Origin of the sequence: Klebsiella sp. GL120222-02, assembly GCF_003097195.1 — a bacterium.
Classification (GTDB): Bacteria; Pseudomonadota; Gammaproteobacteria; order Enterobacterales; family Enterobacteriaceae; genus Klebsiella; species Klebsiella variicola.
In genome coordinates this window covers 309,892-326,334 of sequence record NZ_QEQO01000006.1, presented here as the reverse complement: position 1 = coordinate 326,334, position 16,443 = coordinate 309,892, and the positions used below count along the sequence as shown (strand labels likewise).

Here is a 16,443-nt window from a genome sequence, read left to right as displayed (position 1 = left end):
CGCCTTAATCGGAGGGTGATATGGCAATGACTTACCACCTGGACGTCGTCAGCGCAGAGTTACAAATGTTCTCTGGTCTGGTCGAAAAAATCCAGGTAACGGGTAGCGAAGGTGAACTGGGTATTTACCCGGGACACGCGCCGCTGCTCACCGCCATTAAGCCTGGTATGATTCGCATCGTTAAACAGCACGGTCATGAAGAGTTTATCTATCTGTCTGGCGGCATTCTTGAAGTGCAGCCTGGCAGCGTGACCGTTCTGGCGGATACCGCAATTCGCGGTCAGGACCTCGACGAAGCGCGAGCGCTGGAAGCGAAACGCAAAGCCGAAGAGCACATTAAGAGCTCCCATGGCGATGTGGATTACGCTCAGGCGTCTGCGGAACTGGCCAAAGCGATCGCTAAACTGCGCGTTATCGAGTTGACCAAAAAAGCGATGTAACACCGGCTTGAACGTAAAAAGCCAGTCTGGTTTCCAGGCTGGCTTTTTTTATGGCCAGCGGCTGGCGAGCGGATAAAGTGAAAACAGGATCCACCCTTAATTGTTATTGATTAGTTAAATGATGAGGCGTAGACTCTATTTTTGTGATGTATGTCACATAAAAGAGCGTTATCAAACTGCACCTGCGTCAGGAAATCATCATGAAACTGTTCCATAAAATCATCGCCAAATTCAGCGTACTGAGCTTCTAAGCCACGCGCTATTCCCCGGCTTGCACGACGTATCGCCCATCAAAACGACAACACTGGCGATGTGCAACCGGTAAATGAAGGTCACCTGACGGTGGCCTTTTGTATTTTATTGATGCCACCAATCACTTCAGCTCTCCCCTGCCTGCGGCTGATTTACACTCAGTCGGCTCATCTCCTGTTAATCTCCGTCAATAGGGCCGCGCTCTGCCGCTTTATTCAGGTGGCGAAAAAACAGCAAAAGCAGTGAGATAGTCAATGATTACCCTCCCCACCCCCCTTTTTCAGCGTTAAACTGATTTGCAGTGGTTAAAAATAGCGTCATAAAATGGTGTATAACCGCGGGCTTGGGCGTTTTCTCCACGTCTCGTTTTATGATGAAAAATATGTAGAAATTTCAACGTGAAAGGCTTTTACTTTCCGTTCTAACTACCGTCAGGATGAGTATGTCAAATAGTGCGATGAGCGTGGTTATCCTTGCCGCAGGCAAAGGGACCCGCATGTATTCCGATCTTCCTAAGGTGCTGCATACCCTGGCCGGGAAGCCAATGGTGCAGCATGTCATTGATGCCGCTAACGATTTAGGCGCATGTGCGGTGCATCTGGTGTACGGTCACGGTGGCGATCTGCTGCGTCAGACCCTCCATGAAGACAACCTGAACTGGGTGCTGCAGGCTGAGCAGCTCGGAACCGGACACGCTATGCAGCAGGCCGCACCCTTCTTCAATGATGATGAAGACATTCTGATGCTCTATGGCGATGTGCCGCTGATCTCGGTTGAGACGCTACAGCGCCTGCGCGCCGCGAAACCACTGGGTGGCATTGGTCTGCTGACGGTGAAGCTGGATGACCCAACGGGCTACGGCCGCATTACCCGTGAAAATGACCAGGTGACGGGCATCGTTGAGCACAAAGATGCCAGCGAGGCCCAGCGCCAGATCCAGGAAATCAACACCGGGATCCTGATCGCCGGCGGAGCAGACCTCAAGCGCTGGCTGGCGAAGCTCACCAATAACAACGCTCAGGGCGAATACTACATCACCGATATCATCGCCATGGCGTATCAGGAAGGGCGCGAGATCGTCGCGGTGCATCCGCAGCGCCTGAGCGAAGTCGAAGGCGTCAACAATCGCCTGCAGCTTGCGCGCCTGGAGCGCGTCTACCAGGCTGAGCAGGCAGAAAAATTACTGCTGGCGGGCGTGATGCTGCGCGATCCGGCGCGTTTCGATCTGCGCGGTACGCTGCAGCACGGGCGCGATGTGGAGATCGATACTAACGTTATTCTGGAAGGCAATGTGGTGCTGGGCGATCGTGTGAAAATCGGCGCCGGCTGCGTGATCAAAAACAGCACCATCGGCGATGACTGCGAAATTAGCCCCTATAGCGTGGTGGAAGATGCCCAGCTGCAGGCTGCCTGCACCATCGGCCCATTTGCCCGTCTGCGTCCAGGCGCCGAACTGCTGGAAGGCGCCCACGTTGGCAACTTCGTGGAAATGAAAAAAGCGCGTCTCGGGAAAGGCTCCAAGGCAGGTCATCTGACCTATCTGGGCGATGCGGAGATCGGTGATAACGTCAATATCGGCGCGGGCACCATCACCTGCAACTACGATGGTGCGAACAAGCATAAAACGATTATTGGCGATGATGTCTTTGTCGGCTCGGATACCCAGCTGGTGGCGCCCGTCACGGTAGGCAACGGCGTCACTATCGCCGCCGGGACCACCGTCACGCGCAATATCGCCGATAACGAACTGGTGTTGAGCCGCGTACCGCAGGTCCACAAACAGGGCTGGCAGCGTCCGGTGAAGAAGAAATAATTTGGATTATCGCCGGGGAAATATGCCCGGCGAACCAGGATGAGAGGGTCAATATAGACCCCCGTCCGCAGGCAGTACCATAACAATAACCCCACTCTCTACAAGGCTCGGGGCGCCCGGAAAACGGGCAAATACAGGTCAGCGACAACGCATGGCATATCGCCATTATCAGGAAATTTAACTATGTGTGGAATTGTTGGCGCAGTCGCGCAGCGTGATATTGCTGAAATCCTTCTCGAAGGTTTACGTCGTCTGGAATACCGTGGGTATGACTCTGCCGGTCTGGCGGTGGTCGACAGCGAAGGTCATATGACCCGCGTGCGTCGCCTGGGTAAAGTTCAGATGCTGGCTCAGGCGGTAGAAGAGCAGCCGTTACATGGTGGTACCGGGATCGCCCATACTCGCTGGGCGACGCACGGCGAACCGTCCGAGAGCAATGCGCATCCGCATGTTTCTGAACACATTGTGGTGGTCCATAACGGGATCATTGAGAACCATGAGCCGCTGCGTGCCCTGCTGCAGTCTCGCGGCTATGTCTTCGTCACCGAGACCGATACCGAAGTTATCGCCCATCTGGTGCACTGGGAGCTGGAACAAGGTGGTACCTTGCGTGAAGCCGTGCTGCGCGCTATTCCGCAGCTGCGCGGCGCCTACGGTACGGTGATCATGGATACCCGTGACCCGGGAACCCTGCTGGCGGCCCGCTCCGGTAGCCCACTGGTGATTGGCCTGGGAATGGGCGAAAACTTTATCGCTTCCGACCAGCTGGCATTGCTGCCAGTGACCCGCCGCTTTATCTTCCTCGAAGAGGGCGATATTGCCGAAGTCACTCGCCGCTCGGTGGTGATTTTCGATAAATCTGGCGCGGAAGTGAAACGCCAGGAGATCGAATCCAATCTGCAGTATGACGCTGGCGATAAAGGTATCTACCGCCACTATATGCAGAAAGAGATTTTCGAGCAGCCGAACGCGATTAAGAACACCCTGACCGGGCGCATCAGCCATGGCGAAGTGGATCTCAGCGAGCTGGGGCCGAACGCCAATGAAATGCTGGCTCAGGTTGAACATATTCAGATTGTTGCCTGCGGGACTTCCTATAACTCCGGGATGGTCTCCCGTTACTGGTTCGAAGCATTAGCCGGCGTCCCATGCGATGTAGAAATCGCCTCGGAATTCCGCTATCGCAAGTCCGCGGTGCGTCGCAATAGCCTGATGATCACCCTCTCCCAGTCGGGTGAAACCGCCGATACCCTGGCGGCGCTGCGTCTGTCGAAAGAGCTGGGCTATCTCGGCTCGCTGGCTATCTGCAACGTACCGGGCTCGTCACTGGTGCGTGAGTCCGATCTGGCGCTGATGACCAAAGCCGGAACGGAAATCGGCGTGGCCTCGACCAAAGCCTTTACCACTCAGCTAACCGTGCTGTTGATGCTGGTGGCGAAGCTGGCGCGACTGAAAGGTCAGGATGCGTCTATCGAGCATGATATCGTGCACGGCCTTCAGGCCCTGCCGAACCGTATCGAGCAGATGCTCTCCCAGGACAAGCGTATTGAGCAGCTGGCGGAGCGTTTCTCTGATAAGCACCATGCGCTGTTCCTTGGCCGCGGCGATCAGTACCCGATCGCCATGGAAGGGGCGCTGAAGCTGAAAGAGATCTCCTACATTCACGCGGAAGCCTATGCGGCGGGCGAGCTTAAGCACGGCCCGCTGGCGCTGATTGATGCGGAAATGCCGGTGATTGTGGTGGCGCCGAACAACGAGTTGCTGGAAAAACTGAAATCCAACATCGAAGAGGTTCGTGCCCGCGGCGGTGAGCTGTATGTCTTCGCCGACGGTGAAGCCGGCTTCAACGGTAGCGACAACATGCACATCATCGAGATGCCGCATGTCGAAGAGACGATCGCCCCTATCTTCTATACGGTACCGCTGCAGCTGTTGGCTTATCACGTCGCGCTGATCAAAGGCACTGACGTTGACCAGCCGCGTAACCTGGCGAAATCGGTAACGGTTGAGTAAAACCATCATTACTTGCAAAGGGCTGCCGGCGGCGGCCCTTTTTATTTTCACCTGCTGTTTATTACCGAACTTGCGCGAAATATTTTGGCTGGCGGTAGGTGACAAACGAACGTTTTGCGGTCCGATTTCGCTGTCATAAAAAGAAAATTATTCTGTCATTGCACGGTCATGATTACAGATAACTATCTGAGTTATATATTTATTATTTGCTGTAAAATCCCTTCTTTCTGCCTGTCATAAAACTGTCATAATTCGTACATTTTACTGTCACCTCTTTGACCTATTTTGCTCACCATAGCCTCGAAACAATGATTTACGAATCCCAGCAGGAGACATTATGAACGTTATGCGTACCACCGTCGCAACAGTTGTCGCCGCGACCTTATCGATGAGCGCTTTCTCTGCCTTCGCAGCAGCAAGCCTGACTGGCGCAGGCGCAACTTTCCCTGCGCCGGTGTATGCCAAATGGGCTGACACCTATCAGAAAGAAACCGGCAATAAAGTGAACTACCAGGGTATTGGTTCCTCTGGTGGCGTTAAGCAGATTATTGCCAACACCGTTGATTTCGGTGCTTCTGATGCTCCGCTGGCTGATGACAAACTGACCCAGGAAGGTCTGTTCCAGTTCCCGACCGTGATTGGCGGCGTGGTACTGGCGGTTAACCTGCCTGGCGTGAAATCCGGCGAACTGGTGCTGGATGGCAAAACCCTCGGTGATATCTACCTGGGTAAAATTAAAAAATGGGATGACGCAGCGATCGCTAAACTCAACCCGGGCCTGAAGCTGCCGTCGCAGAACATCGCCGTGGTCCGCCGCGCCGATGGTTCCGGTACCTCCTTCGTCTTCACCAGCTACCTGTCCAAAGTGAATGAAGAGTGGAAATCGAAAATCGGCGCCGGCTCTACCGTTAACTGGCCAACCGGCCTGGGCGGTAAAGGCAACGACGGTATCGCCGCCTTTGTTCAGCGTCTGCCGGGCTCGATTGGTTACGTTGAATACGCTTACGCCAAGCAAAACAACCTCGCGTATACCAAGCTGGTCTCTGCCGACGGCAAGCCGGTTAGCCCGACTGAAGACAACTTCGCTAACGCCGCAAAAGGCGTTGACTGGAGCAAGTCTTTCGCTCAGGACCTGACCAACCAGAAAGGCGAAAATGCATGGCCGATCACCTCAACCACCTTCATCCTGGTGCATAAGGCGACCAACAAGCCGGAACAGACCGCTGAAGTGCTGAAGTTCTTCGACTGGGCGTATAAAAACGGCGGGAAAGAAGCGAATGCGCTGGATTACGCGACGCTGCCGGAAAGCGTGGTAGAGCAGGTTCGCGCGGCATGGAAAACCAACGTCAAAGACAGCAGCGGTAAAGCGCTGTACTAACAGTAGATTTTTGACGAAGATGGCGGGGGCGTTCAGGCGCTGCCCGCCCTACGGTTCAGACTGTAGGCCCGGGAGCGAACGCCACCGGGCATTTATTCGAACAAGTTTTAATACGTAAAGAGTAATCTATGGCTGCAACCAAGCCTGCATTTACCCCTCCGGGGAAAAAGGGTGACATGATTTTCAGTGCGCTGGTAAAACTGGCTGCGCTGATTGTGCTATTGATGCTGGGCGGCATCATCGTTTCCCTGATCATCTCTTCCTGGCCGAGCATTCAAAAGTTTGGCTTTGCTTTTTTGTGGACCAAAGAGTGGGATGCGCCCAACGAAATCTTCGGCGCGCTGGTACCGATTTACGGAACCCTGGTGACCTCCTTTATCGCGCTGCTGATCGCCGTCCCAGTGAGCTTTGGCATCGCGCTGTTTCTGACCGAACTGTCCCCCGCGTGGCTCAAGCGTCCGCTGGGCATTGCGATTGAGCTGCTGGCGGCAATCCCGAGTATCGTGTACGGCATGTGGGGCCTGTTTATTTTCGCCCCGCTGTTTGCGACTTACTTCCAGGAGCCGGTCGGTAACGTCCTGTCGACCATCCCGTTCGTCGGCGCGCTGTTTGCCGGCCCGGCGTTTGGTATCGGTATTCTCGCCGCTGGCGTCATTCTGGCCATCATGATCATCCCTTATATCGCCGCGGTCATGCGTGATGTTTTCGAACAGACGCCGGTGATGATGAAAGAGTCGGCCTATGGCATCGGCTGTACCACCTGGGAGGTGATCTGGCGCATTGTCTTACCGTTCACCAAGAATGGGGTGATCGGCGGGGTGATGCTCGGTCTGGGCCGCGCGCTGGGTGAAACCATGGCGGTTACTTTTATCATCGGCAACACCTACCAGCTCGACAGCATCTCGTTGTATATGCCAGGGAATAGTATTACCTCCGCGCTGGCTAATGAGTTCGCCGAAGCGGAAACCGGCCTGCACGTGGCGGCGCTGATGGAGCTGGGCCTGATCCTGTTCGTTATCACCTTTATCGTTCTGGCCGCGTCTAAGTTCATGATTATGCGCCTCGCGAAGAATGAGGGGGCACGCTAATGGCGACCATTGAATTGCAAACCTCTACCGAGCTGGCGGAGTCCCGTCGCAAGATGCAGGCCAAACGTCGTATGAAGAACCGTATCGCTCTGGCGCTGTCGATGGCGACCATGGCGTTTGGTTTGTTCTGGCTTATCTGGATCCTGATGGCGACGATAACCCGCGGTTTCGATGGCATGAGTCTGGCGCTCTTCACCGAAATGACGCCGCCGCCGAATACGGCGGGCGGTGGCCTGGCTAACGCCCTCGCCGGCAGCGGCCTGCTGATCCTGTGGGCAACCGTCTTTGGTACGCCGCTGGGTATCCTTGCCGGAATTTATCTGGCGGAGTATGGCCGCAAATCGGTGCTGGCGGAAATCATCCGTTTTATCAACGATATTCTGCTTTCCGCGCCGTCTATCGTGGTCGGCCTGTTTGTCTACACCATCGTGGTGGCGCAGATGCAGCACTTCTCGGGCTGGGCGGGCGTTATCGCGCTGGCGCTGCTGCAGGTGCCTATCGTTATTCGTACCACCGAAAACATGCTGAAGCTGGTGCCGGATAGCCTGCGTGAAGCGGCCTATGCGCTGGGGACGCCGAAGTGGAAGATGATCTCGGCGATCACCCTGAAAGCGTCCGTCTCAGGGATTATGACCGGGATCCTGCTGGCTATCGCCCGTATCGCCGGGGAAACGGCGCCGCTGCTGTTCACTGCGCTGTCCAACCAGTTCTGGAGCACCGACATGATGCAGCCGATTGCTAACCTGCCGGTGACCATTTTCAAATTTGCCATGAGTCCGTTTGCGGAGTGGCAGCAACTGGCATGGGCCGGGGTATTGATTATCACCCTGTGCGTCTTGCTGCTGAACATCCTGGCGCGCGTTATCTTCGCCAAGAAGAAACACGGTTAATTTTTTGCGGCGCAGCGAATGCTGCGCTGAATGAGGAAGAGATAGAGATGAGTATGGTGAATACAGCTCCGGGTAAGATTTCAGTTCGTAACCTGAACTTCTACTACGGCAAATTCCATGCCCTGAAGAACATCAACCTGGATATCACCAAAAACCAGGTGACGGCGTTTATCGGTCCGTCAGGCTGTGGTAAATCCACCCTGCTGCGCACGTTCAACAAAATGTTCGAACTGTATCCGGAGCAGCGCGCGGAAGGCGAGATCCTGCTGGATGGCGACAACATTCTGACCAACACCCAGGATATCGCCCTGCTGCGCGCTAAGGTTGGCATGGTGTTCCAGAAACCAACGCCGTTCCCGATGTCCATTTATGACAATATCGCCTTCGGCGTGCGCCTGTTTGAAAAGCTGTCCCGTGCCGATATGGACGAGCGCGTGCAGTGGGCGCTGACCAAAGCCGCATTATGGAACGAAACCAAAGATAAACTGCACCAGAGCGGGTATTCTCTCTCCGGGGGTCAGCAGCAGCGTCTGTGTATTGCCCGCGGTATCGCGATCCGCCCGGAAGTGCTGCTGCTTGATGAGCCGTGCTCCGCGCTGGACCCGATCTCCACCGGGCGTATCGAAGAGCTGATCACCGAGCTGAAACAGGACTACACCGTCGTTATCGTGACTCACAACATGCAGCAGGCTGCGCGTTGCTCCGACCATACGGCATTTATGTATCTTGGCGAGCTGATTGAGTTCAGCAACACGGACGACCTGTTCACCAAGCCCGCGAAGAAACAAACTGAAGATTATATTACTGGCCGCTACGGTTGATTTGCCCTTGTGCTTTCAGGCTCTCACCAGTTGGGCAATCAGGAGACACCATGGACAACCTAAATCTTAACAAACATATTTCCGGCCAGTTCAACGCTGAACTGGAGTATATCCGCACCCAGGTGATGACCATGGGTGGGCTGGTGGAGCAACAGCTTTCTGATGCGATCACCGCCATGCATAACCAGGACAGCGATCTGGCGAAACGCGTCATCGACGGCGACAAGCAGGTCAACATGATGGAAGTGGCGATCGACGAGGCCTGCGTGCGCATCATCGCCAAGCGCCAGCCGACCGCCAGCGACCTGCGTCTGGTGATGGCGATCATCAAGACTATCGCTGAGCTGGAACGCATCGGCGACGTGGCGGATAAAATCTGCCGCACCGCGCTGGAGAAGTTTTCCCAGCAGCACCAGCCGCTGCTGGTGAGCCTCGAATCGCTGGGCCGTCACACGGTGCAGATGCTGCATGACGTACTGGATGCGTTTGCGCGTATGGATCTCGACGAAGCGGTACGTATCTATCGCGAAGATAAGAAAGTCGACCAGGAGTATGAAGGCATTGTGCGCCAGCTGATGACCTACATGATGGAAGACTCGCGCACTATCCCCAGCGTCCTGACCGCGCTGTTCTGCGCGCGCTCCATCGAGCGTATTGGCGACCGCTGCCAGAATATCTGCGAATATATTTTCTACTTCGTCAAAGGTCAGGATTTCCGTCACGTTGGCGGCGATGAGCTGGATAAACTGCTCGCCGGCAAAGATCCGAAAGAGTAATAATCATTCTGTCTAATTCTGGTAAATGGCTTTATCAGAATTAGATATGATTTATCTCGTGGCAGCGAGATTGCTGAGATTATCGTCACAATTAACAATCTGCCCGTTTGAGTTATTCATTTTATCGCGTAACAATCAACGCCCACTCCTGAGCTTAAACGCTCAGGGTGGTTTAAACGGATTGTGACTGCGACAGCAGGCAAAACCTGATATTGCCCCTACGGCGGCGGTATCAGGTTTTTTTGTTTTATGCGGGCCAATAATGGCTGAATGAGGGTTGCTACCGCGATGTGCGGGCAAAACCTGAAGAGGATTATCTGTTAAGGCAGATGGTCTTCTTCAGGTTTTTTTTTGCTTTGTCTAACTGCAAAAATAACAGCCGCCGCGACCTCAAACGGTATGGATAGGGCTATTAGAACCTGCGCGGGATGGTTGTTGCTGTCGTGTTTTATTTACGCCAATGCTTATATAAAGGAATATTATGATGAGAAAAAACAGGATCGCTTCGGCGATAGTCTTGCTGGCGCCTCTTTGTTATTCCACCACTCTGATAGCAAGCCCGTTGACGGTGGAGCAACGACTTGAGCTGCTGGAGAAAGCGCTCAAAGACACGCAAAAAGAGCTCAAAAAATATCAGGACCAGGAGAGAAAAAGAGACCAGATTTGGGCCTCATGGTCTCCGCCCGCGGAAGGTCAGAAGCGTAAGACAGGGGTGGCGGCCGCCGGTCCGAAAACGGCGGTTAAACCGGATGCGGTGCTGGTTAAAAATCAACAACCTGCCACGGATGGCGCGCCAGCCTACAGCGCGATGACGCTGAAAGATTTTAGCACGTTCGTGAAAGATGAAATTGGCTTCAGCTATAACGGCTACTTCCGTTCCGGCTGGGGCACCGCCTCGCACGGCTCGCCAAAATCGTGGGCGATCGGTTCGCTTGGCCGCCTGGGCAATGAATATTCCGGCTGGTTCGATCTGCAGCTGAAGCAGCGGGTGTTTCAGGAAGGTGATAAACGCGTTGATGCCATCGTGATGCTCGACGGGAACGTCGGCCAGCAGTACTCCTCAGGCTGGTTTGGTGACAATGCCGGCGGCGAAAACTACATCCAGTTCTCGGATATGTACGTTAACACCAAAGGGTTCCTGCCGTTTGCCCCGGAAGCCGATTTCTGGGTCGGCAAACACGGGGCGCCAAAAATCGAAATCCAGATGCTGGACTGGAAAACGCAGAGAACCGATGCGGCGGCCGGCGTGGGGCTGGAAAACTGGCAGGTGGGCGCCGGGAAATTCGATATCGCATTGGTCCGCGAAGATGTCGATGATTACGACCGTTCTTTGAGCAATAAGCAGCAAATTAACACCAATACTCTGGACGTTCGCTACAAAGAGATTCCGCTGTGGGATAAAGCCAGCCTGATGGTCAGCGGACGCTATGTCGCCGCGAATCAAAGTTCCTCAGAGAAATATAAAGAGGGCAATGAAGGTTATTATCCGTGGAAAGATACCTGGATGGCAGGCACTTCGTTAACACAGAAATGGGCAAACGGCGGCTTTAATGAATTCTCTTTCTTACTGGCGAATAATTCTATTGCCAGCAGCTTCTCGCGCTATGCCGGATCCAGCCCCTATACCACCTTTAACGGCCGCTATTATGGCGATCATACCAATGGCACCGCCGTGCGCTTAACCTCGCAGGGGGAAACCTATTTACGCGATGACGTTATTATGGCGAATGCCATCGTCTACTCCTTTGGTAACGATGTCTATAGCTACGAAACCGGGGCCCACTCCGATTTTGAATCCATTCGCACGGTCCTGCGACCGGCTTATATCTGGGATAAATATAACCAGACCGGCGTTGAGCTGGGATACTTCAAACAGCAAAACAAAGATGTTACCGGCAAGAAATATAACGAGTCCGGCTACAAGACCACGCTGTTCCATACCTTCAAAGTCAATACCAGTATGCTGACCTCGCGCCCGGAAATTCGCTTCTATGCCACCTATATTAAAGCGAAGGATATCGACCTGGATAAGGCAGCGAATAATACCACCAGCATTTTTGAAGACGGTAAAAACGATCAGTTTGCCGTGGGGGCGCAGGCGGAAATCTGGTGGTAAGACGATAACAGAACGGATACAACGGAAGAGGACTAACGATGAAACGACATGCAATGTATTTCGCACTGGCGCTGGCGGGCGCGGCATTTACCCTCCAGGCGGCGCCATTACCCGCGATGCCGGATCCCACCCTGCCGGTGAGCCACTTTATTACCCAGGTTAACGCGGATAAGAGTATCACTTATCGCCTGTTTGCTCCTGATGCCCGGCGGGTGTCGGTAGTGACCGGCGCCACGCCGGACTCCTTTGTCTCACACGACATGACCAAAGAGGCTCAGGGGGTGTGGACATGGAAAAGTGAGCCGATGAAACCCAATCTCTATGAATACTATTTCGATGTGGATGGCTTCCGCTCGGTGGATACCGGCAGCCGCTATCAGAAGCCGCAGCGCCAGGTGAATACCAGTTTGATTCTGGTACCTGGTAGTATTCTCGACGATCGGGCGGTCGCGCATGGCGATCTGCGCACCCTCACCTATCACTCGAAGGCACTGAACGCCGAACGTCGTCTCTATGTCTGGACGCCGCCGGGCTATAGCGGAACCGGCGATCCGCTGCCGGTGCTCTATTTCTATCATGGCTTTGGCGACAGCGGTCTGTCGGCCATCGATCAGGGGCGTATCCCGCAGATCATGGATAACCTGCTGGCGGAGGGCAAAATCAAGCCGATGCTGGTGGTGGTCCCGGATACCGAAACCGATACCCCGGAAGCGATAGCGGAAAACTTTCCGCCGCAGGAGCGGCGCAAAAACTTCTATCCGCTCAATGCGCAGGCGGCGGATAACGAGTTGATGCAGGATATCATTCCGCTGATCGATACCCGGTTTAACGTGCGTAAAGATGCCGACGGCCGGGCGCTGGCTGGCCTGTCACAGGGCGGTTATCAGGCGCTGGTTTCCGGCATGAACCATCTGGATAGCTTTGGCTGGCTCGCCACCTTTAGCGGCGTCACGACCACGACAGTGCCGAATGCCGGCGTGGAAGCGCAGCTGAAGCATCCTGACGCGATCAATAAGCAACTGCGTAACTTTACCGTGGTCGTTGGGGAAAAAGATTCCGTCACCGGCAACGATATCGCGGGTCTGAAACGCGAGCTGGAAAAACAGAAGATCAACTTCGACTATCACTCGTATCCTGGCCTGAACCATGAAATGGACGTCTGGCGCCCGGCCTACGCCGAGTTTGTGCAGAAACTGTTTAAATAACCGTTAGGGGGCCTTCAGCCCCCGTTTTGTGCTTGTGAAGGACGACAAGATGAAAATGATTGTGACCGAAGATTATGAAGAGATGAGCCTGGTCGCCAGCCATCATGTTCTGGGCTATATCACGGCGCCGCGGCGGGTGAATCTCGCCGTGACGGCCGGCAGCACGCCAAAGCGGATGTATGAGCATCTAACCGCCGCCGTGAAAGGCAAAGCATTCTATGATCGGGTGCACTATTACAACTTCGATGAGATCCCCTTTCGCGGCCAGTCGCGAGAAGGCGTCACGATATCTAATCTGCGCCAGCTGTTTTTTACCCCGGCGCAGATCAAAGAAGAGAACATTCACAAGCTGACGCTGGACAACGCCGCTCAGCACGATCGCCAGCTGGAAGAGGCTGGCGGCCTTGATCTGATGGTGCTGGGGCTGGGGGCTGACGGCCATTTTTGCGGCAACCTGCCGAATACCACCCTCTTTCATGATCAGACGGTCGAAGTGCCGATTCATGGGGAAATGATTGGTATTGTCGCTAACGGCGAGATGGGCGGGGATTTTTCCGTCGTGCCCGATAGCTATGTCACCATGGGGCCGAGAAGCGTGATGGCGGCAAAAAATCTGCTGTTGATCGTGAGCGGCGCGGCGAAGGCGCAAGCCCTTAAGCAGGTGGTTGAAGGCCCGGTCAGCGAGCAGGTGCCGGCGTCGGTGCTCAAATTACACCCTTCACTGGTGATTATTGCCGATAAAGCGGCAGTCACTGAATTGCAGCCATAACCAGTCGCTGATTCTATTCCCCGCTTGCACAGACGCTTAGCGGGGCTACATCGATGCCAACGTGCCGCTCACCAGGCCCTTAACGCGTGATATCCCAGCCGCGCGCTTGCCACAATGCCGGCAGCTCTGCCAGATCGGTAAAGGTCGTCACTTTGGGATGATCGATCGGCTGGTTATGCGGATCGGCGCAGAAATAAAACACCTCCATGCCGGCGGCAATCCCCGACTGAGCACCGGCGCTGGAGTCATCCACCAGGATACAGTTTTCGGCTTTTACCTGCATGGCCTCTGCCGCATGAAACATCAGCGCCGGGTCAGGCTTCCAGCGCTGAATATCATAGCCGCTGTACAAGCGGTCAGCGAAATGGTGCAGCAGGCCGGTGCGGCCAAGAGAGTGCTGCATTTTACTGACCGGGCCATTGGAAACCACGCACATCGGGACGCTTACCGCATCCAGCAGCGCCTGGGCTCCGGCAATCACCTCCAGTTCGCTATCAAACAGGCGAGCGACCTCCGCACGGTAAATTGGCTCCAGCGTCGCTTTTTGCAGGTTAACGCCATGCTCAGCGTTGATGGTGTCGATAATTTCGTACAGCTTCACCCCTTTGAAGCGCTTAAAAATCTCGGCAAGGTCCAGCGTAATGCCGAATTCCTGGAACATGTGAACGTAGGCGCGGGAGCAAATCACCTCACTGTCGACCAGTGTGCCGTCACAGTCAAAAAATACTGCTTCTGGTTGAGTCATAGTCTTTCCGTATTAACAAGTTTAACGTTTTCGTCATGCCCAATGCCGCGACGCAATCGTTGCCGTATAAGCAAAATAAATGAAAAAAATTACCATACAACTGCGCCGGGTGCCCTGTTTTGGTATAGGATAGCCTCGAATTTTCCCTCCTTTACGTTCGGAAACCGATAATGAGTCAACAACAAACCAGCCAGTCTTCTGGCCAGGGTCTGCTGGAGCGCGTATTTAAGCTGCGCGAGCACGGCACCACAGTGCGTACGGAAGCGATCGCCGGTTTCACCACGTTCCTGACGATGGTGTATATCGTTTTTGTTAACCCACAAATTCTTGGCGTAGCGGGCATGGATACCAGCGCCGTGTTTGTGACTACCTGTCTGATTGCTGCGTTCGGCAGTATCCTGATGGGCCTGTTCGCGAACCTGCCGGTGGCTCTTGCTCCGGCGATGGGTCTGAACGCCTTCTTCGCCTTTGTGGTGGTGCAGGCGATGGGCCTGCCGTGGCAGGTAGGCATGGGCGCGATTTTCTGGGGCGCCGTCGGTCTGCTGCTGCTGACGATTTTCCGTGTACGCTACTGGATGATCGCCAATATTCCGGTGAGCCTGCGCGTCGGTATCACCAGCGGTATCGGCCTGTTTATCGGCATGATGGGTCTGAAAAATGCCGGGGTTATCGTCGCTAACCCGGAAACGCTGGTCAGCATTGGTCATCTGACCTCCCACAGTGTGCTGCTGGGCATTCTGGGCTTCTTTATCATCGCGATTCTGGCATCACGTAACATTCATGCCGCGGTCCTGGTGTCTATTGTGGTCACCACCCTGCTGGGCTGGATGCTGGGCGATGTGCACTACACCGGCATCGTCTCCGCGCCGCCGAGCGTGACGTCGGTGATTGGTCATGTCGATCTGGCGGGCTCCCTGAACCTGGGCCTGGCCGGTGTGATCTTCTCGTTTATGCTGGTCAACCTGTTTGACTCCTCCGGGACGCTGATTGGCGTCACCGATAAAGCGGGTCTGGCTGATGCTCAGGGTAAATTCCCGCGCATGAAGCAAGCGCTGTTTGTCGACAGCGTCTCGTCGGTGGCGGGTTCCTTCATCGGTACTTCGTCGGTGACCGCCTATATCGAATCCTCCTCCGGCGTTTCCGTGGGCGGACGCACCGGCCTGACCGCCGTTGTCGTTGGGATCCTGTTCCTGCTGGTTATCTTCCTGTCACCGTTGGCAGGGATGGTTCCGGCCTATGCGGCCGCCGGCGCGCTGATTTACGTTGGCGTGCTGATGACCTCAAGCCTGGCGCGCGTGAAGTGGGATGACCTGACGGAAGCGGTACCGGCGTTTATCACCGCGGTGATGATGCCGTTTAGCTTCTCAATCACCGAAGGTATCGCCTTAGGCTTTATCTCTTACTGCGTGATGAAGATCGGTACCGGCCGTCTGCGCGAGCTCAGCCCGTGCGTGATTATCGTCTCGCTGCTGTTCGTGCTGAAAATTGTCTTTATCGATGCACATTAATCCGCACGCATGATGAAAAAGCCCGGCATCGCTGCCGGGCTTTTTTTATGCTTTAACCCGCCGAATATAGTCGCCAAAGGCGGTCAGCTGGCCACGCAGATGGTCGAGGGTGCTCTGATCGACTACTTCACCCGACTGCGGATCCACTTTGTTCTGGATGACGCCGCCCATAAATTCCGGTTTATTCATTACCATCGCATCAAGGAAGACCAGAATCTGGCGCAAATGATACTGGCAGCGCGCACCGCCGATGGCGCCCATTGAGCTGGTCTGAATCAGTACCGGTTTGCCGGACAGCGGCTGCTCGGACAGGCGTGACAGCCAGTCGATAGCGTTTTTCAGGCCGCCAGGCACGGAATAGTTATACTCGGGAGTGACGATCACCACGCCATCCGCTTCGCGGATCTGTTGCGCAATATCCTGCACGCGCTGTGGGAACCCCTCTTCCTCCTGCATATCAGCATCGTACAGCGGGATATCACCGATCGACGGCAGCGCGGAGATATCCATGCCCGCTGGCGCGATGCCGGGCAGGGTGCGCGCGACCATTCCATTAAACGACCCTTTGCGCAGGCTGCCGAGTAACGTAACCACTTTTAAGGTATCTGACATGATTGCTCCTTTGTATC

At 54.9% G+C, this 16,443-nt stretch carries 14 protein-coding genes; 12 read left to right on the top strand and 2 right to left on the bottom strand.

What is annotated here, in order from left to right; genetic code table 11:
• Positions 1-20: 20 nt before the first annotated feature.
• From N438_RS19215 to N438_RS19150, 11 genes are all read left to right on the top strand, one after another.
• Positions 21-440, top strand: a complete 420-nt coding sequence (locus tag N438_RS19215; RefSeq protein ID WP_008806724.1) for a F0F1 ATP synthase subunit epsilon — start codon at positions 21-23, stop codon at positions 438-440.
• A gap of 694 nt (positions 441-1,134) precedes the next feature.
• Complete coding sequence (glmU, locus tag N438_RS19200) at positions 1,135-2,505, top strand: bifunctional UDP-N-acetylglucosamine diphosphorylase/glucosamine-1-phosphate N-acetyltransferase GlmU (protein WP_016162025.1); 1,371 nt, start codon at positions 1,135-1,137, stop codon at positions 2,503-2,505.
• 183 nt (positions 2,506-2,688) lie between these two features.
• Positions 2,689-4,518, top strand: a complete 1,830-nt coding sequence (gene glmS, locus N438_RS19195; protein ID WP_008806727.1) for a glutamine--fructose-6-phosphate transaminase (isomerizing) — start codon at positions 2,689-2,691, stop codon at positions 4,516-4,518.
• Between the two features lie 337 nt (positions 4,519-4,855).
• Positions 4,856-5,896, top strand: a complete 1,041-nt coding sequence (gene pstS / locus N438_RS19190) for a phosphate ABC transporter substrate-binding protein PstS (protein ID WP_012543307.1) — start codon at positions 4,856-4,858, stop codon at positions 5,894-5,896.
• Positions 5,897-6,024: 128 nt separating this feature from the next.
• Positions 6,025-6,984 (top strand): phosphate ABC transporter permease PstC, encoded by a 960-nt coding sequence (gene pstC, locus N438_RS19185; protein ID WP_004145004.1) that lies wholly within the window; start codon positions 6,025-6,027, stop codon positions 6,982-6,984.
• The gene (gene pstA, locus N438_RS19180; RefSeq protein ID WP_008806730.1) at positions 6,984-7,874 is read left to right on the top strand and encodes a phosphate ABC transporter permease PstA; all 891 of its coding nucleotides are present in this window, start codon (positions 6,984-6,986) and stop codon (positions 7,872-7,874) included. The genes pstC and pstA overlap by 1 nt, the downstream gene beginning before the upstream one ends.
• A gap of 47 nt (positions 7,875-7,921) precedes the next feature.
• Positions 7,922-8,695, top strand: coding sequence for a phosphate ABC transporter ATP-binding protein PstB (gene pstB / locus N438_RS19175; protein ID WP_004145006.1), 774 nt, complete (start codon positions 7,922-7,924; stop codon positions 8,693-8,695).
• 50 nt (positions 8,696-8,745) lie between these two features.
• Entirely contained in the window at positions 8,746-9,471 is a 726-nt protein-coding gene (gene phoU / locus N438_RS19170) for a phosphate signaling complex protein PhoU (protein ID WP_004145007.1), read from the top strand.
• A 481-nt stretch (positions 9,472-9,952) separates the two neighbouring features.
• Positions 9,953-11,587, top strand: a complete 1,635-nt coding sequence (locus N438_RS19160) for a carbohydrate porin (protein ID WP_008806731.1) — start codon at positions 9,953-9,955, stop codon at positions 11,585-11,587.
• A 38-nt stretch (positions 11,588-11,625) separates the two neighbouring features.
• Complete coding sequence (locus N438_RS19155) at positions 11,626-12,792, top strand: alpha/beta hydrolase-fold protein (RefSeq protein WP_032741499.1); 1,167 nt, start codon at positions 11,626-11,628, stop codon at positions 12,790-12,792.
• 49 nt (positions 12,793-12,841) lie between these two features.
• The gene (locus N438_RS19150) at positions 12,842-13,561 is read left to right on the top strand and encodes a glucosamine-6-phosphate deaminase (RefSeq protein ID WP_116696420.1); all 720 of its coding nucleotides are present in this window, start codon (positions 12,842-12,844) and stop codon (positions 13,559-13,561) included.
• A gap of 79 nt (positions 13,562-13,640) precedes the next feature.
• Here N438_RS19150 and yieH read toward each other — a convergent pair whose 3' ends face one another.
• Entirely contained in the window at positions 13,641-14,306 is a 666-nt protein-coding gene (yieH, locus tag N438_RS19145) for a 6-phosphogluconate phosphatase (RefSeq protein WP_008806734.1), read from the bottom strand.
• 170 nt (positions 14,307-14,476) lie between these two features.
• Between yieH and N438_RS19135 the strand changes: the two genes are divergently transcribed.
• The gene (locus N438_RS19135; RefSeq protein ID WP_008806735.1) at positions 14,477-15,814 is read left to right on the top strand and encodes an NCS2 family permease; all 1,338 of its coding nucleotides are present in this window, start codon (positions 14,477-14,479) and stop codon (positions 15,812-15,814) included.
• A gap of 45 nt (positions 15,815-15,859) precedes the next feature.
• Here the strand turns inward: N438_RS19135 and N438_RS19130 are convergent, their stop codons facing one another.
• Positions 15,860-16,426, bottom strand: coding sequence for an NADPH-dependent FMN reductase (locus tag N438_RS19130; RefSeq protein ID WP_022064571.1), 567 nt, complete (start codon positions 16,424-16,426; stop codon positions 15,860-15,862).
• Positions 16,427-16,443: the final 17 nt, after the last annotated feature.